This window comes from Petrotoga mobilis SJ95, assembly GCF_000018605.1.
Taxonomy (GTDB): domain Bacteria; phylum Thermotogota; class Thermotogae; order Petrotogales; family Petrotogaceae; genus Petrotoga; species Petrotoga mobilis.
Genome location: NC_010003.1, coordinates 1,343,789 through 1,368,576, shown reverse-complemented (window position 1 = coordinate 1,368,576; position 24,788 = coordinate 1,343,789). Strand labels below are relative to the sequence as shown.

General features: G+C 34.2%; 30 protein-coding genes. 13 read left to right on the top strand and 17 right to left on the bottom strand.

Going from position 1 to position 24,788, the window contains the following annotated elements; all coding sequences use genetic code 11:
• Nucleotides 1-224: 224 nt before the first annotated feature.
• From PMOB_RS10640 to PMOB_RS06560, 4 genes are all read right to left on the bottom strand, one after another.
• Complete coding sequence (locus tag PMOB_RS10640) at nucleotides 225-371, bottom strand: hypothetical protein (protein ID WP_012209091.1); 147 nt, start codon at nucleotides 369-371, stop codon at nucleotides 225-227.
• A gap of 331 nt (nucleotides 372-702) precedes the next feature.
• Complete coding sequence (locus PMOB_RS06570; RefSeq protein ID WP_012209090.1) at nucleotides 703-912, bottom strand: DUF2922 domain-containing protein; 210 nt, start codon at nucleotides 910-912, stop codon at nucleotides 703-705.
• A gap of 17 nt (nucleotides 913-929) precedes the next feature.
• Nucleotides 930-1,130, bottom strand: coding sequence for a hypothetical protein (locus PMOB_RS06565; protein ID WP_012209089.1), 201 nt, complete (start codon nucleotides 1,128-1,130; stop codon nucleotides 930-932).
• 72 nt (nucleotides 1,131-1,202) lie between these two features.
• Nucleotides 1,203-1,409 carry a hypothetical protein gene (locus tag PMOB_RS06560; protein ID WP_012209088.1) on the bottom strand — a complete coding sequence of 69 codons (207 nt, stop codon included), beginning with the start codon at nucleotides 1,407-1,409 and terminating at the stop codon, nucleotides 1,203-1,205.
• Between the two features lie 678 nt (nucleotides 1,410-2,087).
• Between PMOB_RS06560 and PMOB_RS10835 the strand changes: the two genes are divergently transcribed.
• From PMOB_RS10835 to PMOB_RS06545, 3 genes are all read left to right on the top strand, one after another.
• Nucleotides 2,088-2,585: a helix-turn-helix domain-containing protein gene (locus tag PMOB_RS10835; RefSeq protein WP_012209087.1), complete on the top strand. Its 498-nt coding sequence runs from the start codon at nucleotides 2,088-2,090 to the stop codon at nucleotides 2,583-2,585.
• Between the two features lie 79 nt (nucleotides 2,586-2,664).
• Nucleotides 2,665-3,261, top strand: a complete 597-nt coding sequence (locus tag PMOB_RS06550; RefSeq protein WP_196793017.1) for a P-loop NTPase family protein — start codon at nucleotides 2,665-2,667, stop codon at nucleotides 3,259-3,261.
• Nucleotides 3,245-6,622, top strand: a complete 3,378-nt coding sequence (locus tag PMOB_RS06545) for an Eco57I restriction-modification methylase domain-containing protein (RefSeq protein WP_012209085.1) — start codon at nucleotides 3,245-3,247, stop codon at nucleotides 6,620-6,622. The genes PMOB_RS06550 and PMOB_RS06545 overlap by 17 nt, the downstream gene beginning before the upstream one ends.
• A gap of 93 nt (nucleotides 6,623-6,715) precedes the next feature.
• Here PMOB_RS06545 and PMOB_RS06540 read toward each other — a convergent pair whose 3' ends face one another.
• Genes PMOB_RS06540 through PMOB_RS06530 form a run of 3 tightly spaced genes read right to left on the bottom strand, consistent with a single transcriptional unit; the run spans nucleotide 6,716 to nucleotide 8,105 of the window.
• Nucleotides 6,716-7,156, bottom strand: a complete 441-nt coding sequence (locus tag PMOB_RS06540) for a hypothetical protein (RefSeq protein ID WP_041534098.1) — start codon at nucleotides 7,154-7,156, stop codon at nucleotides 6,716-6,718.
• Nucleotides 7,125-7,694 (bottom strand): hypothetical protein, encoded by a 570-nt coding sequence (locus PMOB_RS06535; RefSeq protein WP_012209083.1) that lies wholly within the window; start codon nucleotides 7,692-7,694, stop codon nucleotides 7,125-7,127. Before PMOB_RS06535 ends, PMOB_RS06540 begins: the two co-directional genes overlap by 32 nt.
• Before the next feature lie 12 nt (nucleotides 7,695-7,706).
• Nucleotides 7,707-8,105 (bottom strand): type II toxin-antitoxin system RelE/ParE family toxin, encoded by a 399-nt coding sequence (locus PMOB_RS06530; RefSeq protein WP_012209082.1) that lies wholly within the window; start codon nucleotides 8,103-8,105, stop codon nucleotides 7,707-7,709.
• Between the two features lie 426 nt (nucleotides 8,106-8,531).
• Here PMOB_RS06530 and PMOB_RS10635 point away from each other — a divergent pair, with 426 nt between their 5' ends.
• Together PMOB_RS10635 and ltrA (PMOB_RS06525) are read left to right on the top strand one after the other, a co-directional pair.
• Nucleotides 8,532-8,690 (top strand): hypothetical protein, encoded by a 159-nt coding sequence (locus PMOB_RS10635; RefSeq protein ID WP_155811076.1) that lies wholly within the window; start codon nucleotides 8,532-8,534, stop codon nucleotides 8,688-8,690.
• A 75-nt stretch (nucleotides 8,691-8,765) separates the two neighbouring features.
• Nucleotides 8,766-10,184 (top strand): group II intron reverse transcriptase/maturase, encoded by a 1,419-nt coding sequence (ltrA, locus tag PMOB_RS06525; protein ID WP_012209081.1) that lies wholly within the window; start codon nucleotides 8,766-8,768, stop codon nucleotides 10,182-10,184.
• 60 nt (nucleotides 10,185-10,244) lie between these two features.
• Here the strand turns inward: ltrA (PMOB_RS06525) and PMOB_RS06520 are convergent, their stop codons facing one another.
• Nucleotides 10,245-10,532, bottom strand: coding sequence for a thioredoxin family protein (locus PMOB_RS06520; protein ID WP_012209080.1), 288 nt, complete (start codon nucleotides 10,530-10,532; stop codon nucleotides 10,245-10,247).
• A gap of 364 nt (nucleotides 10,533-10,896) precedes the next feature.
• Here PMOB_RS06520 and PMOB_RS10450 point away from each other — a divergent pair, with 364 nt between their 5' ends.
• Complete coding sequence (locus PMOB_RS10450; protein WP_012209079.1) at nucleotides 10,897-11,721, top strand: transposase; 825 nt, start codon at nucleotides 10,897-10,899, stop codon at nucleotides 11,719-11,721.
• Between the two features lie 9 nt (nucleotides 11,722-11,730).
• Here the strand turns inward: PMOB_RS10450 and PMOB_RS11030 are convergent, their stop codons facing one another.
• Entirely contained in the window at nucleotides 11,731-11,859 is a 129-nt protein-coding gene (locus PMOB_RS11030) for a hypothetical protein (RefSeq protein ID WP_269207884.1), read from the bottom strand.
• Between the two features lie 97 nt (nucleotides 11,860-11,956).
• Here PMOB_RS11030 and PMOB_RS06505 point away from each other — a divergent pair, with 97 nt between their 5' ends.
• Entirely contained in the window at nucleotides 11,957-12,223 is a 267-nt protein-coding gene (locus PMOB_RS06505; protein ID WP_041534095.1) for a hypothetical protein, read from the top strand.
• Nucleotides 12,224-12,349: 126 nt separating this feature from the next.
• Here PMOB_RS06505 and PMOB_RS06500 read toward each other — a convergent pair whose 3' ends face one another.
• From PMOB_RS06500 to PMOB_RS06480, 5 genes are all read right to left on the bottom strand, one after another.
• Nucleotides 12,350-13,741 (bottom strand): glycoside hydrolase family 13 protein, encoded by a 1,392-nt coding sequence (locus tag PMOB_RS06500; protein ID WP_012209078.1) that lies wholly within the window; start codon nucleotides 13,739-13,741, stop codon nucleotides 12,350-12,352.
• Nucleotides 13,738-14,568, bottom strand: a complete 831-nt coding sequence (locus tag PMOB_RS06495) for a sugar ABC transporter permease (protein ID WP_012209077.1) — start codon at nucleotides 14,566-14,568, stop codon at nucleotides 13,738-13,740. The genes PMOB_RS06500 and PMOB_RS06495 overlap by 4 nt, the downstream gene beginning before the upstream one ends.
• Nucleotide 14,569: 1 nt before the next feature.
• Nucleotides 14,570-15,499: a carbohydrate ABC transporter permease gene (locus PMOB_RS06490; protein ID WP_012209076.1), complete on the bottom strand. Its 930-nt coding sequence runs from the start codon at nucleotides 15,497-15,499 to the stop codon at nucleotides 14,570-14,572.
• Between the two features lie 94 nt (nucleotides 15,500-15,593).
• Nucleotides 15,594-16,820 (bottom strand): sugar ABC transporter substrate-binding protein, encoded by a 1,227-nt coding sequence (locus PMOB_RS06485; protein WP_012209075.1) that lies wholly within the window; start codon nucleotides 16,818-16,820, stop codon nucleotides 15,594-15,596.
• Nucleotides 16,821-16,876: 56 nt separating this feature from the next.
• A complete protein-coding gene (locus tag PMOB_RS06480; RefSeq protein WP_012209074.1) occupies nucleotides 16,877-17,872 on the bottom strand; it encodes a LacI family DNA-binding transcriptional regulator in 996 nt (331 codons plus the stop codon).
• A gap of 84 nt (nucleotides 17,873-17,956) precedes the next feature.
• Here PMOB_RS06480 and PMOB_RS11165 point away from each other — a divergent pair, with 84 nt between their 5' ends.
• Nucleotides 17,957-18,382, top strand: a complete 426-nt coding sequence (locus PMOB_RS11165) for a transposase (RefSeq protein WP_081429261.1) — start codon at nucleotides 17,957-17,959, stop codon at nucleotides 18,380-18,382.
• Here the strand turns inward: PMOB_RS11165 and PMOB_RS06475 are convergent.
• Complete coding sequence (locus PMOB_RS06475) at nucleotides 18,295-18,489, bottom strand: hypothetical protein (RefSeq protein ID WP_012209073.1); 195 nt, start codon at nucleotides 18,487-18,489, stop codon at nucleotides 18,295-18,297. The two genes, PMOB_RS11165 and PMOB_RS06475, sit on opposite strands and share 88 nt — an antisense overlap.
• 93 nt (nucleotides 18,490-18,582) lie before the next feature.
• Here PMOB_RS06475 and PMOB_RS06470 point away from each other — a divergent pair, with 93 nt between their 5' ends.
• Both PMOB_RS06470 and PMOB_RS06465 read left to right on the top strand, forming a co-directional pair.
• Nucleotides 18,583-19,845, top strand: coding sequence for an IS110 family RNA-guided transposase (locus PMOB_RS06470; RefSeq protein ID WP_012208365.1), 1,263 nt, complete (start codon nucleotides 18,583-18,585; stop codon nucleotides 19,843-19,845).
• A gap of 103 nt (nucleotides 19,846-19,948) precedes the next feature.
• On the top strand, nucleotides 19,949-20,260 hold the full coding sequence (locus PMOB_RS06465) for a hypothetical protein (protein ID WP_041534093.1): 312 nt from the start codon (nucleotides 19,949-19,951) through the stop codon (nucleotides 20,258-20,260).
• Between the two features lie 25 nt (nucleotides 20,261-20,285).
• On the opposite strand, the gene PMOB_RS11025 is transcribed toward PMOB_RS06465, so the two are convergent.
• Nucleotides 20,286-20,414, bottom strand: coding sequence for a hypothetical protein (locus PMOB_RS11025; RefSeq protein WP_269207883.1), 129 nt, complete (start codon nucleotides 20,412-20,414; stop codon nucleotides 20,286-20,288).
• Between the two features lie 313 nt (nucleotides 20,415-20,727).
• Nucleotides 20,728-21,366, bottom strand: coding sequence for an IS21-like element helper ATPase IstB (gene istB / locus PMOB_RS10830; protein WP_269207900.1), 639 nt, complete (start codon nucleotides 21,364-21,366; stop codon nucleotides 20,728-20,730).
• An 849-nt stretch (nucleotides 21,367-22,215) separates the two neighbouring features.
• Here istB and wrbA point away from each other — a divergent pair.
• The 3 genes from wrbA (at nucleotide 22,216) to ltrA (PMOB_RS06445) (ending at nucleotide 24,698) form a co-directional block, all read left to right on the top strand.
• Nucleotides 22,216-22,830, top strand: coding sequence for an NAD(P)H:quinone oxidoreductase (wrbA, locus tag PMOB_RS06450; protein ID WP_012209071.1), 615 nt, complete (start codon nucleotides 22,216-22,218; stop codon nucleotides 22,828-22,830).
• Nucleotides 22,831-23,060: 230 nt separating this feature from the next.
• Entirely contained in the window at nucleotides 23,061-23,204 is a 144-nt protein-coding gene (locus PMOB_RS10625) for an arginase (RefSeq protein ID WP_155811075.1), read from the top strand.
• 75 nt (nucleotides 23,205-23,279) lie between these two features.
• A complete protein-coding gene (ltrA, locus tag PMOB_RS06445) occupies nucleotides 23,280-24,698 on the top strand; it encodes a group II intron reverse transcriptase/maturase (RefSeq protein WP_012209070.1) in 1,419 nt (472 codons plus the stop codon).
• Nucleotides 24,699-24,788 lie beyond the last annotated feature (90 nt).

The following is a 24,788-nucleotide window of genomic DNA, read 5'->3' as shown; positions in this document are numbered from 1 at the left end:
GGAGGGCTTCGCCCTGTGACCCTTTTTAAAAGCAGATTTTTACTTTTGTGAATTAATTTTTGAGTTTTTTTATGTAAGCTGTGCTTAGTCTTTGTTAGCGCCCTTCCCCCGCTCCCCACCCATGTGGAAGAGGGCCCTCCGTCCCTTTAATCCCCTAGTTCGATCATAAGGAAGGAAATCTTTATTTCTTTATTCTGAAGCCCGCCCTTTTATGGAAGGGAAATTTATTCATAATGAGCTAGGTCTTCTTCCACGATCATTACTTCTTCTAAGTTTCTTAGGTAAAAGGGGTACTCTTTTGGTACATAGGGCATTTTTGCTTTTCTTTTTCCAATGTCGTTTTTTATTTTTAGTTGTACAAATTTTTTCATGTATCCTGTGAAATTTCCTTTGAGATTGAAGTTGTCTATTGCACATAGGAAGAGGTAGGTTAAACTTCCAAAGCTGTCTTCAAAGTCTATCCCGCAACTTTGGGTGAGTTTGTTTGCTTCGTTGACAAGGAAGCCTTTGTATTTGGTGAATAGGGTTTCTTTTGATTTTTTGTCGCCTTTTTTGGAGAGTGATACTAGTTCTTGGTCCGTTAGTTTGGTGTAGTTTTGATGTTTTATAGTGGTTTCCCCCTTTTTTACAAGTATATTATACGTGCGTATACTAATATATCAAAAAAACTCATGCCCCGTCAAGAGGCATGAGTGTGTTTCTTTATTGAATGAGGTTGAATACTTCATTTGTCGTTGTTTCAACGATTTCTGCTTCGTCTACTTGTGCGGTTGTTGGTACTAATACACCTATCAAGCTTTGCATTATTGGTTCTATTTCTGCTTGCGTTAGTGTTTCTAATACTCCATCAACTGATAGGGTTTTGCTTTTTCCTTCTGCTGAGTCATAGAATTTCATTCTTAATCTTCTCATTCGCTATTTCCTCCTTTTTAGATTATTTCGTAACTTTCATCGAAGTAATAGACAGCGTTGGTGTTTTCACAGAGTGAGACTAATCCTTGTAAGGCGGTTTTTATGTCTGCTTCTACGTCGGTGAATAAATCATAGGTTTTATACTTTTTTTCTTCTTTTCCGTCTACTAGGCTTATCCAGACGATCTTTCCCTTTCTTGACTCTAAGTTCATTGCCATGTGTTACCACCTCCTGTGTGTTTTTGTTTTTCTTTGGTTTGTGTTGCCTTGCTTCCCCGGGGAGAAATCATTTTATGCTTTTTCTGGTTTTGGAAATAGTAATGCTACTACTCCGTCGATGAGTATGGAGATTATTAGGTCCATGATCGGAGAGTATTTGCCGATGGATTTTAGGAATTCTCTTACCGCGTTTAGGACGATTTCTTTTTTCTTTTTGCCGTTGCCAGGTACTTCCACCATTTTTACAAGGTCAGGTATTAGTCCTACTATTTCTTTCATTTTCTCACCTCCACTAATAGTATCCGTAAGAATACTTAAATTGTGGTAAATAATTGTTTACTGTTTTATCTATTCCCGCCCACCACCCCTAGTGGATGAAGGGGCTTCGCCCCTTATGATTCCTAAGCATTAAGGGGTTTTGCCCCATGTGATCCCTTTTTTTTCAAAGCTAATCAAGCTTTGGGGAGAGTTAAAGGGCTGCGCCCTTTGTGATACTGCTGAAGGCTAGGTAGCCTTAAAGGCTTGAGAGTATTTAAAAAAATTTTTATTATCTATTCCCGCCCCCCGCCCCTAGTGGAAGGGGCTTTGCCCCTTATGAACACTTTTTTAAAGGCTTTGACTTTAAGATTTATTATCTATTCCCACCCACCACCCTCAGAGGATAAATTTTTGATCCACCTGGGTCAAAAAATGGGACAGTTTTGGGTCAAATTTTGACCCAGGTGTGGGTCAATTTTTGGGACAGCCTATAAGGTATTATGTTATTAATATAAATATATTTAAAAATATATAATATATTTTTTCTCATTTTGTAGGGAGAAAACAAAGGTGAGTCGATTTTTTATTATCTTTTCCCGCCCCCCACCCCTTAAGGATTTCTTTTATTTTTTGAAAATTTATTTTTTTGCAGATATTACTATTGGGAAGAAAAAATTTTTGGAATGCTGAGGTGATTTTGTGAATGTTTTTAGTCTTTTGAACAATTTTTTCAGGGAAAATGAGAGGGAGAAGGTTTCTTCTTCTGCCACAAAGCTTTATTTCTTTTTGATTTATGAGGCTAATAAGAGTTATTGGGAGGGACCTTTGATGTTTTCTGAGCGAAAGCTTTCTTCACTTCTTTCTTTTAGCAAGAATACGGTGTCTAAGTGTTTGAGTGAGCTTGAGGATAGGGGATTGATTACGTGCTATCCGCGAAGAGTTAACAGCCTTACGGCGAACAAGGAAGACGGCCTGACGGCAAATGTGGAGGGCAAAGAGGCTTTTTCTAGTACTTTTTGGTTTGCTGATTTGCAATTAAGAGAGACAGCATCACGGCAAATAAGGAAGGAGAAAAAAGAGGTTTACAATAAGGGAGTGCGGTATAATGTTCACAGAGGAGAGAACAGCCTTGCGGCACATAAGGAAAACAGCCTCACGGCAAATAAGGGAGGTAGCAAGTATGCCAAATTCTTCTGAGAGGGATTGTTTTTGTAAGGATCCTGAGAATTGCCCGAGTCGCGGGATTTTAGATAATAAATATATGTGTTCGATTTTCATGAATTATTTGAATGGGAGTAGAAATTACAGAGATATTTCCCCAAAGATTTATCTTGATGCATCGTTTGATAATTTTCTTGCACTGAATGAGCATTTGAAGAAGGGTTTGCTAAAATGCCGTTACTTTGTTGAGGAGAAGTTGTGGGAAAAGGGTGTTGGTTTGATACTACATGGAGGCTACGGTACGGGGAAGAGTAGGTTAGGTTTTACTGTGTTGAAAGAGGCCGCTGTTATGGGTTGTTCTATTGGTGTCTTGGATATATTGAGGGATTTTGAGAATTTTGAAGGTGCCGATGCCGCTATTGAGAGAGCGTTTGAATCTGATTTGATTTTTATAGACGATCTTGGTGCCAAGAGTTATGAATGGATAGGGCAGAAGATAAGAATCGTTATAGACGAGGTCAATAGAAACCAAAAAAGCGTTATAATTTCTACGAACTTGAATCCAAAAGAGCTGGTTAATTTTTTGGATGATAGAACCGTTTCAAGGTTGATAGAGATCGTTCCAAAAGAAGGTTTGATTTATTTGGGCGAAGAGGATTTTAGGGTGAAAAAGAGAGAAGAGAAGGTGGCTTATTTTGAACAGATCCGTTAAAAAAATGGCTTTGGAGCTTAAGAGCATCCTGCAAAAAGAGGTCATAAATGAGGAAGACAGCCTCAAGCGCCCCGAAAGGGGTTCAAGGAAAGACAGCCTCACGGCAGGTGAGGGGAGAGTTTTGTTGGATGTTTTTTTGAGTTTTATTGTCCTAAGAGTTTTACAGGCAAAGGGAAACAGCCTCAAACGCCCCGAAGGGGGTTCAAGGAAAGACAGCCTCACCGCAAATATGGAGGGAGATTTACAACTTTTTGGAAAGAGTGGTTCAGATTCGAATCTGTTGGGTAGTTATCTTTCTGGGGTGCAATTTCTGAATAGAAATTTTGATTGTTGTTATTTAGTCGATGATATTAAAAGCAGAATTACTAGCCAAACAATAGAAAAAGTCAGAGATTTGTTTCAGAGTGTGAAAGATGAAGATTGGAAGAAAGAGGAAATTATTTCTTGGTCTTACGAGTATTTCAACGAAGCCAGCCTCAAGAGCCCCAAAGGAGGTTCAAGCAAAGACAGCCTCATGGCAGGTAAGGATTTAAAGGGTAAAAATGGTGTTATTTCACAGTTTTATACCCCAAAATGGATAGTGGATTATTTGGTGGAAAATACGTTGGGGAAGTATTACGGAAGAAACGGCCTCACGGCACATAAGGAAGACAGCCTCACGGCAGGTGATGATAAGGGAGTAGACCTTGAGGATGTTAAGATTATTGACCCTGCTTGTGGATGTGGGAACTTTGTTATAGGGGTTTACGATAAGTTGAGAGAGATGTATCAAAATAAAGGTTACGATGATGCTTTGATTCCAAAACTTATAATTACTAAGAATTTATACGGTATAGATATCGATGAGAACGCTGTTGAAATTACGAATTTGTTGTTGAGATTGAAGGCTTTAGAAGATGGAGCATATGAGAGGATTGAAACAAACATAGTAGCTGTTCCGAAAGAGAACAGCCTCAAGCGCCCCGAAGGGGGTTCAAGGAAAGGCAGCCTCACGACAAATGAAGAAGGGCAGAATGAGTATTTGAAGAAGTTTGAAAAGATTGGGAGCTTGATGAGAACAGAGGATGTTTTAAGTTTAAAGGAGTCAGGTATAAACGATGAACCATTGAAGAAAGCTTTAGATATTCTTTCTTTGAAGTACGATGTTGTTTTAACCAACCCTCCTTATTTGGATTCCTCTGATTATGATTTTGAATTGAAGAGGTACATAAACGAGGATTATAGTGAGTTTAAAAAAAATCTGTACGCCTGCTTTATTAAAAAGAGTTGCGAATTGGTGAAGATGGATGGATTTGTTGGTATGATTACCCCTCAAACCTTTATGTTTATTGGGAGCTATGAGAAGACAAGAAGGTTCATATTAGATAACTTTCAGATAGAGAGATTGGTTCATTTTGGCCTTGGAGGGGTGTTTGATAACGCTTTAGTGGACACAGCGATGTTTGTTTTGAGGAAAAGTAAAAACAGCCTCACGGCACATAAGGAAAACAGCCTCAAGCGCCCCGAAGGGGGTTCAAGGAAAGACAGCCTCACGGCAAGTGAGGAGAAAAGTTTGGGTGAATATATAAACTTGACCTCTTTTAACGGAAAAGATTCTAAGAAACGTGCTTTATTTTCTATTTGGAAAGACAGCCTCACGGCAAGTGAGGAAAAGAAGAGAGAGAATTATCTTTCTAAGTATGTTTTCAAGGTTGATAAGAGGGTTTTTACAAAGGTTCCGAGGTTTCCTTTCATTTATTGGGTGGATTCAGACGTTGTACGTACCTTTGAAAACGAACCTTTGGAGAAGTTTGCTGATGCACGACAGGGGATAGCTACCGGGAATAACAACAGGTTTTTGAGGTACTTTTGGGAAGTTAGAAGAGAGGATATTAAAGATGGAAAGAAATGGGTCCCATATGCCAAAGGTGGACCTTACAATAAATGGTATGGTAATTTGTGGTGGGTTATAGCCTTCGATGAAGAGAATTATAATCTATTGTCAAAAATGGGGAACTATCTTCCAAATAGAAAGTATTATTTTAAAAAGGGTATAACTTACACGATGACAACCTCGAAAGGGGCAACTTTTAGATATCTCCCCTCAGGATTCTTGTTCGATTGTAAGGGTAGTAGTTTGTTCTTTTCAAAAGATGAAGATATCTTTAGGTTTTTGGGCTTACTCAATAGTAGTTTGTTTTCTTATTTGGAGAGTTTTATTGCAGGAAGCGTGGATTTGGAAGTTGGGGATTTGAAAAAGCTTCCCGTTCCACAAGGTTTGTTTGAGGGTTCTTCTGAGACTCAGGCGTTAGAAACGCTTGCTAGATTGAACGTGGCAATTAAAAAGCAGAATACCGAGATATATCCAAACGAACTGCATTTCAACGAGGAGAGTATCGATGGCGTTTCTAAGTTTTATGGTTTCATAGAGAGTAAAAACGCTCTTGATACGTATATGCTTCTTTCTGAAGGTTTGATAGATATACTGGTGATGGAGTTGTACAGTTTGAAAGAAAGAAATTTTGAGGAGATTTATAAAACAGTGGGGATTCCTACGGCCTTTTTCCCTTTTTCTACCGATAAAGGTATAAAGGGTTTGCCCCCATTGAAAGAACTGTTGAAAAACCAGTATCTTTATGAATTTGGTTTGAATGAAGCTCAACTTACCAAAATAGAAAATTTTATTAAAGAGGCTTATAATAATAAAATCAGGTCTTTAATTTCCATTATTCCTTTTGATGAAGGTGTAACCAACTATCATCGAAGAGAGCCATACGATAACTATGTGGAAAGAAAAGCAGAAGAAAGTTTTCAAAGTCCTATTTCCGTTTACAACAGTATGAGTAACCAAGATCAGATTTTAGCAAAATTAGCTTTTGTAAGAATAGATAATGGGATCCAAAGGTATCTTTTGAATTGCGAAGATGGTTTTATCCCTTTTGGGTTTTCAGTTGAAGAAGAAAATAAACTGTTATCCTCAATATTCAAGGAGCGTTCTGAATTAGAGAGTATTGTGAAGAAAGATTTGAGGGATTATATCTTTAAAGATTACCTAAAACTTCATGAAAAGTTTTATAAAGATAGGCCTATTGTTTGGAAGTTGGGAAAGAGAGATTGTGGTTTTTTAGTTCATTATCATAACTTGAACGAAAAAACAAAGATCAATATCTTGAGCTTTTTGAGAAATAGGATCAAAGAAACGGCCTCACGGCAAATAAGGAAGACAGCCTCAAGCGCCCCGAAGGGGGTTCAAGGAAAGACAGCCTCACGGCAAAGAAGGAACGAGAACAAAAGTGTCAGGGATTTAATGAAGATGATAGAGTCGAAGAATTTTGAGGTGAATATAGACGATGGAGTATTGAAAAATAGAGAAATTTTTTAGTAATTCTTTATAATTCTTATGCGCCTTTAACCCTTTTAAAATCGAAATCTTATTTTTGAAAATCTTTTAAAAAAAGCTGTTTTTCAACAGCTTTTATTGGTTTGTTATTTTAGCTTTTTCTAATTCTTTTTCTACTAGTTCGTTAATGTTCAACATCGGAAGATATATTGGAGGAACAAACCCAAAATTTGCGGATATTGATATTATTTTTGCTCTTGATATCTGCAATAAGCTCATTATTCCAGATTTTATTACTAGTTCTTTGAATTCGTTTTCCTTTATTTTGGGGTTGCCATAAAATCCTGCTTCTGTTTCAAGTTCTAATTTTAATACTATTTTTTTTGATTCTTTCAAATGAAATTTTATTTTTAATCCTAATGTCCCAAAGTATTCTTTTTCTTTTGGTTGGAAATTTTGTGTAACCGAAATGTCTATATTTGGTGTTAGTTTTTTGTTGTTTAGACTTTCGTCTTTTAATTCATAATTTAATTTTTTAATTATGTCATAGCGCATTTGAATATTGCTCATTTTCATCTTTTTCACATCCTTTGTTAGGCAATGATAAGGTTATGCTTTGATTCCTGTGTGGCATCGATTCTAAAAATTGGTATAAATTTCGTTGCATGGCTATTTCTTCTTTTACTTCTCTTTTATCTCCAAATATTCTTATTGTATTGATTTCTTGATTTTTCAAAGAGGGGGTTAGTTTTTTTTGTATAAAATAATAGTTATTAAATTCTTTTAGGTCATAATATAATGGTTTTCTTCCAGGATTAATTGGGCTTATATTGTTTTCTGTGATAATTCTTTGGATATTTCTTATTGATTGTCCTGTCATTGTTGCTAAATCTTTTTGTGTGAAATATAATTTTTGTTCTTTTTCTTCAATGTCGTCAAATTCTTCATCATAATATAACAAGTCTTCTTTCATTTCTTTCAATATCTGTATAAACTCTTCAATTTCTTCTTTGTCTTCATATGTTTTAGGATTTGCTAAGAAATTATACAAAACTTCTTTATTTTTTGGCTTTAAATCAGAGAAAATATTTAATAATTCATGTATTTTAAGCATTGTTTTCCCTCCTTATATCCCTTTTTCATTTATTTGTTTTAATACAGATTTTCTTGATTGAAAGTATTTTTTTAAATTATCATAACTATCTTCTCTTTTCATTATATCTATATAAGTTATTATTATTTTCCCATCATTTACTACGTAATACGATAACCGGTAAGATACGCTATCATGTATGAATTTGTACGCCCTGATTCCTCTTAAATTTCCTGTTTTCATTTCACCTATTGTGTAATCATAATTTATTTCCAAGACTGATTCCAATATTTTTAATAGAAGGTTCCTATTGTTTATGTTTTTCAATGAGCGTTTGAAGATTGGGAAGGGTTGATTTTCAAGAGCTTTTATTATTTCCTCCTTTAGCTGTTTTGGGGATAATTCTTGCAAATTTTCTTCTCTTTCTCCCATTCTCTACACCTCATTATATCATTTTATTATTAAAATTCTATTAATTTTTACAACTTGTCGTTTTTTGTCGTTATTATACCTATCCTTACAGTCTATTTTACCATATAATAGATGCAAAGTGGTTTTTTAGTTTCTTAGGGTATTGAAAAATAGAGAAATTTTTTAGTAATTCTTTATATATTTTAAGCGCCTTTTACCCTTTTAAAATCGAAATCTTATTTTTGAAAATCTTTTAAAAAAAGCTGTTTTTCAACAGCTTTTATTTGGTGCGCCCAGCATGGGCAATAGCTAAGCGGTGAAAGCCCGTTGTGGGCCAGGTAGCGGGAACCACTAGTCGAAGGCAAGGGTGTCCATCGTGAGGTGGAATCTGAAGGAAGCCCAAGGCAAAGTCTCGGTCCGATGAACAAGAACCAGATACAAGGCTAAGTGAAGTGGACGAGTTTGCATTACAAAACGAAGTCCAACAGCTATCCAGAACTTCACAGAGTAAATCTGGCGGATAGATGGGATGAAAGTTATTGCACTTACCTGGGGAGATCTCAAGAACATGCTGATAAGGCAACCCATGCAGCAATGTATGGCTGAATCTTGAGAAGTCAGCAGAGGTCATAGTACTCATTGAAAGATGGGGAAGGACTGAACAACAGGAGGTTTCGAATCTTGAAAGATGCGAAGAGACACGGAAAAAGCATACAACTTCGATTAGAAGGTTTCCTACATGAAGATAAGGGAGAGCCTGAAAATAATGTAGAAGCGCCTAGTGTAACTTCTACGTCTGAAAGAGGAAGAAACGATGATAAAGGATACAGTGAAGGGATGCTTGAAAAGATATTATCCAAGGATAATATGAATAAAGCATATAAGAAGGTAAAGGCCAACAAAGGAGCCCCTGGAATAGACGGGATGGAAGTAGAAGAACTCTTTGAATATCTCAAACAACATGGAGAAGAATTAAGGCAAGAGCTCCTTGAAGGAAGGTACACCCCGAACCCGGTAAGGAGGAAAGAGATACCGAAACCGGATGGAGGGAAAAGACTACTAGGCATACCAACAGCAATAGACAGAGTAATCCAACAATCCATAGCCCAGGAACTGATACCGATTTATGAAAAGAAATTTGTAGATAACAGCTATGGATTTAGGCCATTACGAGATGCAAAACAAGCCATACGGAAAAGCAAAGAATACCTAAACGAAGGACACACGTGGGTAGTGGACATAGATTTAGAACGATACTTTGACACAGTCAACCATGACAAACTGATGAGGATAATATCAAAAGACGTAAAAGATGGCAGAGTGATATCCCTGATAAGGAAATACCTCAAGAGTGGGGTAATGGTAAATGGGGTAGTAATAGAAACAGAAGAAGGGACTCCGCAAGGGGGACCGCTATCCCCATTACTAAGCAACATAATGCTCCACGAACTTGACGTAGAACTAACGAAAAGGGGACACAAGTTTTGCAGGTATGCAGACGATTGCAACATATACGTGAAAAGCGAGAAATCCGCATATAGGGTGATGGAAAGTATAACAAAATACATAGAGAAGAAATTAAAGTTAAAAGTGAACAGGAAGAAAAGCAAAGTAGTCAAGCCTTTGGACCTCAAATACTTAGGGTTCTCCTTCTACGGGAAAGAAGAGCAATACGAAATCAGAGTGCATGAGAAATCCATCAAAGAATTTAAAAAGAAGTTAAAAGAAGAAACGAAAAGAAGCAGTGGAAGGAGCATGACATACAGGCTGTCAAAGATAAAACAAATAATAACAGGATGGATAAACTACTATGGAATAGCAAACATGAAATCGGCAGCGGAAAGTCTTGATGGATGGCTTAGAAGGAGAATTAGGATGTGTATCTGGAAGGAATGGAAGAAAATCAAAACAAGGTATAAAAACTTAGTCAAATTAGGACTAAACACATACAAAGCATGGGAATATGCAAACACAAGAAAAGGCCATTGGAGGATCTCCAACAGCCCGATACTTTCAAGAACACTAACTAATAAGCACCTTAAGGAAATTGGATTAACTTCGATCCTGGAAACATATAACCTAAAACATCAATTCTGTTGAACCGCCGTATACCGAACGGTACGTACGGTGGTGTGGGAGGACGGTAGATAAACTAATTATCTACCTCCTACCCGATTTTTGATCTAATATAGTAAAATATCTATCCAAAAAATTTCTTATCTCATTTGTACCAAAATATTGGGCAAATCTTTTTACTTCTTTACCTTCTTCATCAAGAAAAATAATCGTTGGAACTGTGAAAACGAGAAGTTGTGCAGATTTTTCTTGATTTTCAGTAACTTCGACAATTTCGTAAGGGATATTATATTCATAACAAATTTCTAGAAATTTTGGAAAAAATGCTTTACAAACAGAACAACTTTTATTTTTAAAGTAAAATGCTTTCATCTCTTGTACCTCCTGAATTATAATTCTTTACTGTCTTCAGAAATTCTAAAACACAGAATTTAACTAACTTTTAATACCTTGTGTTTGAAGTGGTTACCTCCCTACGTTATAATGTATTTTCTACCACAAATTTATTATCCCGTAAGGAGGTCAACCAGATGTCTCTTCATTCTGAATCCAATCAATTGTATTTCGATTTCGTTTATTCCGATTATTTTAATAAACATTCTGAGTTTAAATATTTAATCGATTTGATAAATCAAATAGATTGGTCTGCTGTTCCTGAATTTAACAATCCTCATGCTGGTAGAACTGGTTATTCTCGTCATTCTTTACTTAAGGCTTTGTTCGTTCAAAAGGTTAAATGTACACTTTTCGTTCCTTTTTCAACAATAAGAAGAGCCACGGTAAGTTTAAATATTGTAATGAGTATTATAACTCTCCACTTGATGCTGATTTCGGAGTTAAACCTGTTTCTAATTCTAAACCTGTTTACGATAAACACGGTAACCAGAAAAACTCTATCTCTTATCTTGGTTACAAGGTTCATACCCTTTCTTTTTTAAATGTTCCACTGTTTAGCGTTGTTTCTCCTGCTAGCCACCACGATAAGAATTATGCTTTCCCTTTATTGAATAAAGCTAAAGAACTTTTGAATCTTCGTGGGTTTAATTTCTTGGCTGATGCCGCTTACGATTCTTCTGACCTTTACGATTTTGTTCATTTGAAGAGTGAGTCTACCGCTTTTATTCCTCTTAGAACTTCATCTAAAAAACCTTTAGTGGGTGATTGTGGTAACCCTCTTTCTCTTCATTCTCACTATCGTGAGACTAAAAGGAATATCCTTAGAAATAAATACGTTTGTGATGATCCTTCCAATTGTCCTTTAAACAAAAATAATTGTTATGCCTATAGAAACTTTTCTAAAGATGATTTCCGTCGTTTTCTCAACAGAGATTCTTCTTCTTTCAAAAAGGTTTACAAAAAGCGTACCCTTATTGAGTCTATCTTTTCTAAGTTGGCTGATATGACTAATTCTACTTCTTTGAGATGTAAAAATGCAGTTGAAGTTGAATGTAACCTTTCTAACCTTTATCTTATTGCTTCAGCTTTCTTGGCTCATAGTATGGGTAGAGATGATTTATTAGCTTCTCCTAAGACTTTGATGTATGAGACTGCTGTTTGCTGATTCGTTATCTTAGTTATAATCAATACTTTCCAACAACCAGTTACTGACTAACTGAAGTCTTTTTATTTCTGTTTTTTCTTCAAAATGAGTACTTACTTGTATCTTTTTATCTTTCTTTAAGTTTTTTGACTTTTTCAAAGAACATTTTTCCTTGAAATTCAATATTTTAGTTCTTCTTTCCCTTTATTTAATCTTTTTTACCTCAGATTAACCATTATTTTTTGCTATTTCTAAAGTGGGTATAATATTTGAATATCCTGTATACAAAAAGGATATTACACCTTTAGGCTTTGAAATTGTTTCTCTTGGAAACAAAGTCAAACTTACAAATGGTTTATACAAAGTGAACCTAGATACCATAATTAAAGCAAAAGAACAGATTCTTGAAATTCTTTTTGATATTCATAAAGCAATAGAAAGTGTTCAAAAGAATTTTGAGTTAGGAAGAAAATATTTTTCCTACGATATGTTAGAGAAAAAACTGAGATATCAGATAAAATAAAAAAATGAAAAAAGATAAACCAATGATAATGCATTATTAATCAATAGTAGGGAAAAATTACTTAGTACATTATTTGAAAATAAAGTTAGATATTTCAGTAAAATTAATTATCTACCTTAATTCTTTTTAATAGATCCTTTTGTAAGGAGTGTATTTTGAAGTTTCTCTTTCGATATGTGGCATAAATATAGAAAATGAATTTGGAGAAATTTGACCAATAATTTTAGAATTCTCAACTTGTGCAATATTGTTACTAAAACAATCTTTTAAGATTGTTTTATTCATAAGAGAAGATTCTTGAGTATATAAAAGATAATTTTGGCGTTGTGAAGTAGGATTGGCAATAACAAGTCTAAGGTCTTCTATACTGTCGGTTGTTCTCAAAAAAGAAACAATATTCTCATTGTTAGAAAAAACAGCCTTTAGCGATCCTTCTTGTAATGCTTTTGAGTTTTCAAAAAATTTGATCATTTTTTTGTAAAAATTATAGGATTCATAATTCTCTTCAGACCAAGAATTCCATTTCATAGGAGTTCTACAATAAGGATCTCCTTCTGCCTCTAAGCCTATTTCTTCTCCGTAATATATTAATGGACTTCCCGGAAGCATGAATTGCAATGCAACTGCAATTTTCCAGTTTTTGCCATATCTTGTTCTTATTCTAGAAGTATCATGAGATGACAAAATGTTCCAACTTTTTAGGAGTTTGTTCCCACAAGAAACATAGAGCTTTTCAACAATTTGGGTAAATAATGTACCATCAATTTTCTGGTCAATAATGTTATCAATAAGATCTTTATAATAATAATTCATTATTCCATCTAAAACGCCTTCTTGAATCCATTTTTCGGGATAAGACCATATTTCTCCTATGAGAGAAATATGAAATGATTCTTTTAAAGAAGTATATATTTTATTTAAAATATCTTGACCCAATTCATAAGCACAATCTAATCTCCAACCTGCAATTCCAAACTTACTCCAGTATTTCATAGCAGAATTATTTCCGTCCCAGAGGATGGATTGCAATTCTAAATTTTCTAAGTTGAGTTCTACCAATTTTTCAACATTTGCCCAGTGGGTGAATTCTCCGCCTTTTATTCGAAAGTAATTATGTTCATTATTATTTGCCTTAGCTTTTTGAAACCATATACTATCAGAACCCATGTGATTTAGAGCAATGTCTAAGAATAATTTAATATTCTTTTGGGCAAGATTTTTACATAAAAGTTCTAGGTTTTGTTCATTTCCAATTAAGGGATCGATTCTAAAATAATTCGTACAATCATATCTATGATTTGTTTTTGCTTCGAATATTGGAGTTAAGTAAATAAAATCTATTCCAAGGTCGTAAAGATAGTCTATTTTTTCAGTAATCCCTAAAAGGTCGCCCCCATAAAAATCGTATTCTTGTTTTTCCTGTCCCTTAATTTTACTATCCCAAGGTATTGTATGATTTTTTTCCTGAGAGGAAAAAAATCTATCTACAAATATTTCATATCCAATTTCTGATCTCATTCCTTAACAGCTCCTTGAGTTAAACCTTTGGCAATATATTTTTGAAGCAATAGAAAAATTATCATTATTGGTAGTGAACCAATAATTGATGCAGCACAAAAAATAGTCCAGTTTACAGAATAGTTTCCTGAAAGGAAAGATTTTACCCCTACTCCTAGAGGATACTTCATTGGATCAAAGAGAAATAAAACAGAAAGCATATATTCGTTGTATACTCCAATAAAAGTTAATATAAATTGGGTAGCCAAAATAGGAAACATTAAAGGAAAAATAATTTTCCAAAATATTTTCCAGTGCGATGCTCCATCAATATAAGCAGCTTCATCTAAATTTCTTGGGATTGAAATTAAATAATTTCTCATTATCCAAATTCCAAAAGCAACATTGCCAAATCCTAGAATTAATATTAAACCAGTTAGTGTGTTAAGCAGTCCGAAAAATTGTAACATCTTAAAATAGGCAACCATGGCTACGGAAGTAGGAAGCATTTGAATTATTAGTAAGAGCAGAATACCATATTTTTTACCGGGGAACCTCAATCTACTAAAAGCATACCCACCAAACATTGTTATTATTACAGAGATAATTGCTGCAGAAATTCCCATTATCACTGAATTTTTCATCCATATCAAAAAATTGGTTTCGGAAAAAAGTTTTTTATAATTTTGAAAGGTAAATTCCTCTGGAAATATTGATGATGTGTAAAAAGATTGTCCCAACTTAAAAGATGTTAATAACACGTACACAAAAGGAAATAAAATTATTATAGTAAGTAGTATTGCAATAATTCTAGCAAATAATAGATTTTTTTTCTCTCTAGAATTCATTTTAAAACTCCTCCTTTAAACCCTTAATGAGAAAAGTTGACAAAATTAGAATAAAAACAGTCATTATAAAAGTAATAACTCCGTAAGCTGCCGTTAATCCATATCTCTGGACCTCTCTCATAATGTTGAATGTATAACTTACTAAAATATCAGTGGCTCCAAAATATTCTCCTAATGATTCTCTTGGGCCACCTCCAGTTAATAGATAGATCAAATTGAAATTATTAAATTGAAATGCAAATTGAGTAACCAAGAGAGGAGCTAAAATTCTGTTCAACAAAGGAAAAGTTATCTTTCTAAATCTCTGAGAGTTAGTAGCTCCATCTACTTTAGCTGATTCGTAAATTTCGGTAGGAATACTTTGTAAAGCAGCATTTGTAATAGTCATAAAATATGGAAAAGAAAGCCATACATTAACAGCAATTACCCAAAATCTAGCCCAAAAAACTTCATTTAACCAATTAATTGGAGAGAGACCTACTTTTGCCAAAATTTGATTAAATACTCCATTCATACTTAACATTCCATGCCACATTTGAATAGAAATAACTCCGGGAAGTGCCCAAGGTATAATCAGTAAAGTTCGATATATATTTCGTTCTTTAAGGTTTGGATTATTTAGCAATAAAGCTATGAACATACCTGAAAAATAGTTTAACAATGTACTAGCCACAGTCCATATTATTGTCCAGATTAAAACAGAAAAAAAAGGACTGTTCATGGATAATATTTCCTTATAATTACTCAGACCTATGAATTCGTATTCAAAATAGTGGTATAGTCCATAATTTGTAAAAGATATATAAATGTTGTAAATTGATGGAATGAGAGTTGCTAAAGTTATAGCTATCAAAGCTGGCAAAAGAAAAAAGTACGCAATCCTTGCTTCTTTTTTTAGATATCTGTTGTAATAATGAGCTCCATTTTTCATTTTCAAATCCTCCCTTTACATATTTTTTAACAAATAATACATGCGTAAAATCTACGCATGTATTATTTGATTAGTCATTTAAGTTGTATGGTATTTATTCTTGAAGGATTAGGATTTTTTCTCTAATAATTTCTACCAAATCATTTAAAGTTTCTTCAATCGGTTGTTTTCCTGAATACATTAAAGGCAAAGCATCTGCCCAAGCAGTCCAAACTACATTCATTTCAGGTATATTTGGCATAGGTTCTGCAACCATTGCCTGTTCAGCCCATGCTTTAATAATTTCGTTGGATTGAATTGCAGGATCGTTAATTACATCGATTCTTGCTGGGACACGATCTGTTGATAAAGAGAAATCTATCATCTTTTCTTTAGACGTTAAAAAGAGTGCAAAATCTAGTGCTTCTTTTTTATTTTTACTAAAGTTGTTTATTCCAACAAATTGAATTCCTAGAAAAGGTTTTGGATCTTGTCCATTCGGTAATACAGGTATTTTACTAACCCCATAATTAATTCCTCTTTCTTTTAGACCTGGAAGAACCCAAGGGCCATTCAATTGAATAGCAGCTTTTCCTTCTTCAAATGAACCTGTTGTTAAAGAATGTGTAGCTGTTCTATCCATTAATTCTATAGGCAGTATTCCATCATCAAATAATTTTTTAATAAATTTGATGGCCTCTATAGTTCCTTCATTGTTTAATCCAATATCATCAATTACATATTCTCCGTTTTCCCAGAAAAAAATGTATCCACCAAAACCTCTTATGATTGCGTACGAATGATATGGCTCTACAGCAGGAAAAACTATACCATAGAGACCTTCGGATTTTAGATTTTTAGACAACTCAATTATTTCATTCCAATCTTTTGGAGGAGTGCTGATTAGTTCTTTGTTGTACACCATTCCTATACTTTCTACACATAAAGGAAATCCATATATATCTCCTTTATAAGTTACTCCTTGAATTGAAGATGAGGTAAAATTGTTTAAAATTTCTTCATCGACTTGCCCATCCAATTTCATCAGAAGTTGCATTTCCGCCCATCTTCCTATTTGGTCATGTGGTGCAGTAGCAATAATATCAGGACCGTAGCCGGAAGGAGCGGCTATTCTTAGTTTTGTATCGAAATCGGTAAGATCTGTAACTGGAACGATATCGATGTTTATTTTGGTCTTAGAGGTATATTCTTTAGTATATTCAACCAGTTTCTTATATTCACTGGTTGTTTCTCCAAAGATAGTCCATAACGTTAATGTTTCTGAAAAAGAAAATACAGATAACAATAACACAAATACAATAACAGCTAAATCCCTTTTCATACTATTTCCTCCTTTTTTTGTTAAAATAAACTAACATACGTTAGTTTTAAACCTTTTTAATTCGTATTTCTTTCAATAAATTCTGGGATAAGAGACTTATGAATTTTATCTTCAAATTTATTATTAATTTTTTTTAATAAAAGTTCTGCAGATACTTTGCCTAGTTCTTCAATAGGTTGCCTTACTGTACTTAATTCAATATTTTCAGAATATGACAAATCATCGTAACCAATAATTGAATAGTTATCAGGAGGTTTTATTCCTAAAGTTTTCATTCCCTCAATGAAGCCAAAAGCTATAATATCAGAAAGTGCAAAAACACTAAATTTATGTCTTTGGTTTGGTGTAAATTTTTTTCCAAATTCATAACTTTCTTTCAAGCTTAGCCCCACTTTCATAATTACTATATTCTTTCTATTGAAACCTCTATTGTTAACTAGTTCGTCGATAAAACCAATAATTCTTTCACTAAACACACCGCTACTAAAAGCTTCATCTGGCTCATAGCCACCTAAAATATAAACTTTAGAATTCTCATATAACTTTATATTTTGACCAACTAATTTGCCTCCATAATAATTATCAATAAATGCGCAATCATTCAATGCATCTCTTGTATCCACCAAAATATAAGGTTTAGAAGTAGGAAGTGTTTTATTTTCAAACATTTTAGTTAAAGAAAGAGAAGATACGATTAGTCCATCAGTCTGATACAAGAAATGTGAAGGGTTTGAGAATCTTTTCAATCTTTCTCTTGATAGAAGAGAAAAAAATATGCTATCGTAACCATTTTCAGACAAAATTTGATCAATTGAAGAGACTAATCTTTCATGAAATTCATCACCTAACGTTGAAGACACTATTGAAATCATCTTTGTTTTTCTAGAAGACAAACTTTTTGCATAAATATTAGGAACGTAGTTTAATTGCTTGATAGTTTTTAATACTTTCTCACGGTTTTTTTGCTTGACCGTTGGATCATTATTCAAAACCTTAGAAACGGTACCTACACTGACATTTGCTAATTTAGCTACATCTTTTACGCTGGGCATTTGCATACCTCCTTTAATTATGAATCGATTCATATCCACTTCAGAAATTCTAAAACACAGAATTTAACTAACTTTTAATACCTTGTGTTTGAAGTGGTTACCTCCCTGCGTTATAATCTATTTGGTACCACAAGTTTATTATCCCGTAAGGAGGTCAACCATATATCTCTTCATTCTGAATCCAATCAACTGTATTTCAATTTTGTTTATTCCGATTATTTTAATAAATATTCTGAGTTTAAATATTTACTCGATTTGATAAATCAAATAAATTGGTCATTTGTTCCTGAATTTAACAATCCTCATGTTGGTAGAACTGGTTATTCCCGTCACTCTTTACTTAAAGCTTTGTTCGTTCAAAAGGTTAAAGGGTTTAATACTAGAGAGTTGATTCATTTCCTTAGATCATATCCTTTTTTCTCTCAAGCTATTGGCTTTAACCCTGTTGCTAACTTTGTCCCTTCTGAGTCTACCTTTTCTTCTTCTATGATATTTGATGATACAATATAAGCATAAACAACTATTTTCTTTAAAAAATGAGTGGGTAGTAGAACGCTTATTCTTTCTGAACTTTTAAGTTCGTTTAAAAGTTTGTTCGCTACCCACTTTCCGCCCATAAATCCGATACTTGATTGACCTTTCAAGGCCGTATTAGAAGGATGATTGCAAAAGGCGGATCCTCAAACAATACTAAAGCGAGGTGAAAAAATATGTATTTTGTAGGTATTGATATTTCTAAAAACTCTTTTCATTACTACATCTCCGATTCAGGTAGGACCAAAATCGATAGTGGTAAATTCAAACAGAATATGAGTGGTTTCACCACTTTCGACAAAATTCTTAAAAAGTTCAACAAAAGAGAGATTATAATTGGTATGGAATCCACTTCTATTTACCATCAACATTTGTTTTCTTATTTACTTAAACACGATTATGATGTCCATATCATTAATCCCCTTTTGTTGAAAGAATTCAGAAAAAGTGAAACTCTTCGCCATTCTAAAAACGACAACATTGATTCCAAGCTGATCTCCATTTGGCTGAAAGAAAAGTATCCAGACAACATCCCTTCTTCTAAGGAGATAGATAATTTCACTCAATACTCTCGCGAGATCATTAACCTTTCTGAGGAGATTTCAAGGGTTAAGAATGAAATCAAACGTTATGTCTACCTTTTGTTCCCTGAATTGGAATCTTTTCAATCTAATATCTTTATCAAGAGTTTAATGAATTTATTGTATAACTTCCCTTCTGCAAGGAAGATCGCTACAACCAACAAAAAACAGCTTATTGATGCGATGAAGATAGATAATCAATTGTATTTCGATGAAAATAAGTTGGACCAAATCATTGAACTTTCTAAAAATTCAATAGCAAGTGGCAACGATGCGCATGAGTTAGCTCTTCAAAAAAGAATAGAATTGTTGTTCAAACTTGAATCAGATCAAAAGCTCTTCAAAGAAAAATTGAAAGAAACTTTGAACAATTCATCAAACGATGTAATTAAAAACCAGGTAGAATTAATACAATCTCTTGATGGTTTCAATGAAACAGCTTTAAATATTGTAGCAGAAACAGGAGATATTAACCGATTCTATTCTGCTTCTGCCCTGGTGGCTTTCGTTGGCATCGATCCTCGTACAGAGGAATCAGGTCAAATGAAAAAAGGCTGGTTCATCAATAGAAAAGGTAACAGATACCTAAGAAAAGCTGTTTACATCGCTGCCATCGTTGCTATTCAAAACAATGAATACTTCAAGAATTATTACATGAAACTACGTACTCGAGGTAAATCACATACTGTTGCTGTGTTAGCCGTAGCGGGAAAATTGTTGAGAATAATATATTCACTGGTAAAGAGTGGGAAAAAATATGATTCTGACTATCATTACAAATTACAAAATCAAGAACTGAGAGCTCATGGCAATTATACAGCAAAAAAATTAAAAAGGAAAAGAGAAATAGTAACCTGAATAAACAACAACTGCTACTTTCAACCTAGAAGTATGACTGAATGAGGATTTTTTAAATAGAAAATATTTAAAATTTTTTTAATTAAATAGGGGACTATCATACTTGACTTTTAAGAAGTCTTTTGATACTTCTTTACTCGATGATATTATCGCTTCTACCGTTAAAAGAGGTATCGATATGGGTGTCTTTGATCCTAATAACCTTTGTAGTGAGTCTACCGCTTTTATTCCTCTTAGAACTTCTTCCAAGAAACCTTTAGTGGGTGATTGCGGTAAACCTCTTTCTCTTCATTCTCACTATCGTGAGACTAAAAGGAATATCCTTAGAAATAAATATGTTTGTGATAATCCTTCCAATTGTCCTTTAAACAAATACAATTGTTATGCCTATAGAAACTTTTCTAAAGATGTATGAGACTGCTGTTTGCTGATTTGTCATCTTAGTTATAATCAATACTTTCTAACAACAAGTTATTGACTAACTGGAGTGTTTTTATTCCTGTTTTTTCTTCAAAATGAGTACTTTCTTGTATCTTTTTATCTTTCTTTAAGTTTTTTGACTTTTTCAAAGAGCATTTTCCTTGGAATTCAATATTTTAGTTCTTCTTTCCTTTTATTTAATCTTTTTTACCTCAGCTTAACCCCTATTATTTGCTATTTCTGAAGTGGGTATTATGAATCGATTCATTTTAATGATATCATTATATTTTTTCCTAGTCAAGGCTGATTATTGAAAATTAGGAGCAATTAGAATCGTTCTAATCTAAATAATCATCTTTATGATTCAATTTCTTACTTTTAAAATAATTATATTTTTTATATTGACAAATACGTTCGATTTTCTTATGTAAAAGTCAATACTCGGATGTACAAAAAATAGAATTAAGAATTAGAAACATTTGAAAATAAATCAAGTTTTTCTTTTAGTCTGTAAGATTCGCCTTTTATTGAAATCACATGCGAATGATGCAAAAGTCTGTCTAAAATAGCTTGAGCTAACATTGGAGTACCAAATATCTCTTGCCAATCAGAAAACGGTGTATTTGTTGTTATTATGGTACTATGTTTTTCGTACCTCTCTGAAATCAATTGAAAAAACAAATTAGAACTGTCATTATCTATTGGTAAATAACCTATTACATCTATCACAAGTACTTTGTATTTTGCAAAATGTTTCAATCTTATCTCTAGCCTATTTTCCAACAACGCTTTTTTTAGTTGTGACATTAAGTCATAGAAATTGATAAAATAAGTCGAATATCTGTGTTTTGCTGCTTCTATTGCTATTGAAACTGCTAAGTGTGTCTTGCCTACTCCAGGTGTTCCTACAAACAATATATTTTCTTTGTTCTCTACAAATCTCAAACTTTTTAAATCCAATATCTCCTGTTTATTTATTGCTGGTTGAAAGTCAAAATCTTCCGTTCCTTTCAAGAAAGGAAAGTTTGCCACCCTTGCAAATGACCTCATTTTATTGTTTATCTTTCTAGCAGTTCCGTTGATGTCAACAACCGTTCCCATATTGTCAAACAATATCTCTTTTGGAACACCTCCCGTTTGCTTAAATGCCGATATTAAACATTCAAATACATCTTGTTGTGTCTTTTCTTTCCTGTATTCAAAGTAACAGTATCTCGAGTATCCTAACTTGTAGCTAAATACATTGAATTCAAATTTTCCTCCTGTTTTCGAATATAGTTTTATATCTTCTTTCCAATCTACCTGTGCTTGTAATCCTTCTAATGTTTCAAACCTTGGATGCCCTTTCACTGATTTCTCTGGTTTCATCTCCTTCCTTTTTACATATTTACTGAAATTAGAATATGTCCCTACGTCTAATCCGTCATCTTTCATCTTTTCATATACAGCTCTTATCGTAACCCCTTTTATTGAAAGTTTTAACTTGATTTCATCGTAATACTTATCTAATTTGCTCGGTTTATTCCTTTTCTTAGCTTTCCCTTCGTATCCTTCGTAATACTTTTTCACTGTCCTTCTATCTACTGAGTATATCCTTGCTAATTCAGAAAAATTCGGTTTCATTCCCATCACCTTTATTATTTCTATCTGCTTTTTCATCTCTTTCATCTCGATATCCTTCTCCTCCTTTTCCTAATTCAAATACTAAGAGAAGGATACCATTTTTATGTACATTTTTGTACATTTTTATTTGCAACTTTTCCTACATTTTTCTTTTACCATTTACATTTTAGAAAATTCTCATTTCTAAAGTCCCTATATAATCCTTAGTTTTAATCTATCCATTTAAAGATAAAATTAATCAATAAAAGTTATATCATTCAAATATTATTAATATATTACTGATATAATAAATACGACTAAATTTGTCGTAATAAAGGAGGATTTTTCATGGCTAAAGTAAATATTATTTTTTACAGTATGTATGGACATATTTATAGAATGGCAGAAGCTGAAGCCCAAGGAGCAAAAGAAGTTCCAGGAACAGATGTTAAAATATATAAAGTACCGGAAACAATTCCTGAAGACATTTTAATAAAATCTGGAGCTAAAAAAGTTCAGGAGACCTTCAGACATATACCAATAGCAACCTTAGATTCCCTAACGGAAGCTGATGCAATTATTTTTGGTTCTCCTACAAGGTTTGGAATGATGGCTGCTCAAATGAGACAGTTTTTGGATACAACAGGACCTCTTTGGGCTGGAGGAAGTTTAGTGGGGAAAATAGGTAGTGTATTCACAGCATCAAGTACTCAACACGGAGGTCAGGAATCAACGATCCTTAGCTTTCATACTACTCTTTTACATCATGGTATGATTATTGTTGGGGTGCCTTTTACCGAACCAAATTTAAGTGATTCTTCAAATATACATGGAGGTACTCCTTATGGAGCATCTGCTATAATTCCACAAGATGATGAGAATAGACCTAATAGCATAGAACTCGATATTGCAAGAATTCAAGGTAAAAGAGTAGCTGAACTGGCAAAAAAGCTTTTCGGATGAAAATATAAAAAGCAAAAAAATAAAAATTGACGCTCATAAAGAGCGTCTTTTTTATGTGCGCCCAGCATGGGCAATAGCTAAGCGGTGAAAGTCCGTTGTGGGCCAGGTAGCGGGAACCACTAGTCGAAGGCAAGGGTGTCCATCGTGAGGTGGAATCTGAAGGAAGCCCAAGGCAAAGTCCCGGTCCGATGAACAAGAACCAGATACAAGGCTAAGTGGAGTGGACAAGTTTGCATAACAAAACGAAGTCCAACAGCTATCCAGAACTTCACGGAGTAAATCTGGCGGATAGATGGGATGAAAGTTATTGCACTTACCTGGGGAGATCTCAAGAATACGCTGTTAAGGCAACCCATGCAGCAATGTATGGCTGAATCTTGAGAAGTCAGCAGAAGTCATAGTACTCATTGGAAGATGAGGAAGGACTGAACAACAGGAGGTTTCGAATCTTGAAAGATGCGAAGGGACACGGAAAAAGCATACAACTTCGATTAGAAGGTTTCCTACATGAAGATAAGGGAGAGCCTGAAAATAATGTAGAAGCGCCTAGTATAACTTCTACGTCTGAAAGAGGAAGAAACGATGATAAGGGATGCAGTGAAGGGATGCTTGAAAAGATATTATCCAAGGATAATATGAATAAAGCATACAAGAAGGTAAAGGCCAACAAAGGAGCCCCTGGGATAGACGGGATGAAAGTAGAAGAACTCTTTGGATATCTCAGACAACACGGAGAAGAATTAAGGCAAGAGCTCCTTGAAGGAAGGTACACCCCGAAGTCGGTAAGGAGGAAAGAAATACCGAAACCGGATGGAGGGAAAAGACTACTAGGCATACCAACATCAATTGACAGAGTAATCCAGCAATCCATAGCCCAGGTGTTGACACCTATTTACGAAAAGAAATTTGTAGATAACAGTTATGGATTCAGGCCATTACGGGATGCAAAACAAGCCATACGAAAAAGCAAAGAATACCTAAACAAAGGGCATACATGGGTAGTGGACATAGACTTAGAACGCTACTTTGACACAGTCAACCATGACAAACTGATGAGGATAATATCAAAAGACGTAAAAGATGGCAGAGTGATATCCCTGATAAGGAAATACCTCAAGAGTGGGGTAATGGTAAATGGGGTAGTAATAGAAACTGAAGAAGGGACTCCACAAGGGGGACCGCTATCCCCATTACTAAGCAACATAATGCTCCACGAACTTGACGTAGAACTAACGAAAAGGGGACACAAGTTTTGCAGGTATGCAGACGATTGCAACATATACGTGAAAAGCGAGAAATCCGCATATAGGGTGATGGAAAGTATAACAAAATACATAGAGAAGAAATTAAAGCTAAAAGTGAATAGCAAGAAAAGCAAAGTAGTCAGACCTTGGGACCTCAAATACTTAGGGTTCTCCTTCTACGTGAAAGAAGAGAAGTACGAAATTAGAGTCCATGGAAAATCCATTAAAGAATTCAAAAAGAAGTTAAAAGGAGAAACGAAGAGAAGCAGTGGAAGAAGCATGGCATACAGGCTGTCAAGGATAAAACAAATAATAACAGGATGGACAAACTACTATGGAATAGCAAACATGAAATCGGTAGCGGGAAGTCTTGATGGATGGCTCAGAAGGAGAATTAGGATGTGTATCTGGAAGGAATGGAAGAAAATCAAAACAAAACATGAAAACTTAGTCAAATTAGGACTAAACACCTACAAAGCATGGGAATATGCAAACACAAGAAAAGGCTATTGGAGGATCTCCAACAGCCCGATACTTTCAATGACACTAACTAATAAACGCCTTAAGGAAATGGGGTTAACTTCGATCCTGGAAACGTATAACCTAAAACATCAATTCTGTTGAACCGCCGTATTCCGAACGGTACGTACGGTGGTGTGGGAGGACGGTAGATAAATTAATTATCTACCTCCTACCCGATTAGTTATTTTAGCT

What these genes read in the sequence shown, in the direction of transcription:
- PMOB_RS06480 (WP_012209074.1), bottom strand. Translation starts at nt 17,872, where the DNA reads ATGCCCAGCGTAAAAGATGTAGCTAAATTAGCAAATGTCAGTGTAGGT.
- PMOB_RS06475 (WP_012209073.1), bottom strand. Translation starts at nt 18,489, where the DNA reads ATGGGCGGAAAGTGGGTAGCGAACAAACTTTTAAACGAACTTAAAAGT.
- PMOB_RS06550 (WP_196793017.1), top strand. Translation starts at nt 2,665, where the DNA reads ATGAATTATTTGAATGGGAGTAGAAATTACAGAGATATTTCCCCAAAG.
- PMOB_RS06490 (WP_012209076.1), bottom strand. Translation starts at nt 15,499, where the DNA reads ATGAAAAATGGAGCTCATTATTACAACAGATATCTAAAAAAAGAAGCA.
- PMOB_RS06485 (WP_012209075.1), bottom strand. Translation starts at nt 16,820, where the DNA reads ATGAAAAGGGATTTAGCTGTTATTGTATTTGTGTTATTGTTATCTGTA.
- PMOB_RS06560 (WP_012209088.1), bottom strand. Translation starts at nt 1,409, where the DNA reads ATGAAAGAAATAGTAGGACTAATACCTGACCTTGTAAAAATGGTGGAA.
- PMOB_RS10450 (WP_012209079.1), top strand. Translation starts at nt 10,897, where the DNA reads ATGTACACTTTTCGTTCCTTTTTCAACAATAAGAAGAGCCACGGTAAG.
- wrbA (WP_012209071.1), top strand. Translation starts at nt 22,216, where the DNA reads ATGGCTAAAGTAAATATTATTTTTTACAGTATGTATGGACATATTTAT.
- PMOB_RS06500 (WP_012209078.1), bottom strand. Translation starts at nt 13,741, where the DNA reads ATGAGATCAGAAATTGGATATGAAATATTTGTAGATAGATTTTTTTCC.
- PMOB_RS06470 (WP_012208365.1), top strand. Translation starts at nt 18,583, where the DNA reads ATGTATTTTGTAGGTATTGATATTTCTAAAAACTCTTTTCATTACTAC.
- istB (WP_269207900.1), bottom strand. Translation starts at nt 21,366, where the DNA reads ATGGGAACGGTTGTTGACATCAACGGAACTGCTAGAAAGATAAACAAT.
- PMOB_RS06495 (WP_012209077.1), bottom strand. Translation starts at nt 14,568, where the DNA reads ATGAATTCTAGAGAGAAAAAAAATCTATTATTTGCTAGAATTATTGCA.
- PMOB_RS06530 (WP_012209082.1), bottom strand. Translation starts at nt 8,105, where the DNA reads ATGGGAGAAAGAGAAGAAAATTTGCAAGAATTATCCCCAAAACAGCTA.
- PMOB_RS06570 (WP_012209090.1), bottom strand. Translation starts at nt 912, where the DNA reads ATGAGAAGATTAAGAATGAAATTCTATGACTCAGCAGAAGGAAAAAGC.
- PMOB_RS10640 (WP_012209091.1), bottom strand. Translation starts at nt 371, where the DNA reads ATGAAAAAATTTGTACAACTAAAAATAAAAAACGACATTGGAAAAAGA.
- PMOB_RS06535 (WP_012209083.1), bottom strand. Translation starts at nt 7,694, where the DNA reads ATGCTTAAAATACATGAATTATTAAATATTTTCTCTGATTTAAAGCCA.
- PMOB_RS06520 (WP_012209080.1), bottom strand. Translation starts at nt 10,532, where the DNA reads ATGAAAGCATTTTACTTTAAAAATAAAAGTTGTTCTGTTTGTAAAGCA.
- PMOB_RS06540 (WP_041534098.1), bottom strand. Translation starts at nt 7,156, where the DNA reads ATGAAAATGAGCAATATTCAAATGCGCTATGACATAATTAAAAAATTA.
- PMOB_RS06565 (WP_012209089.1), bottom strand. Translation starts at nt 1,130, where the DNA reads ATGGCAATGAACTTAGAGTCAAGAAAGGGAAAGATCGTCTGGATAAGC.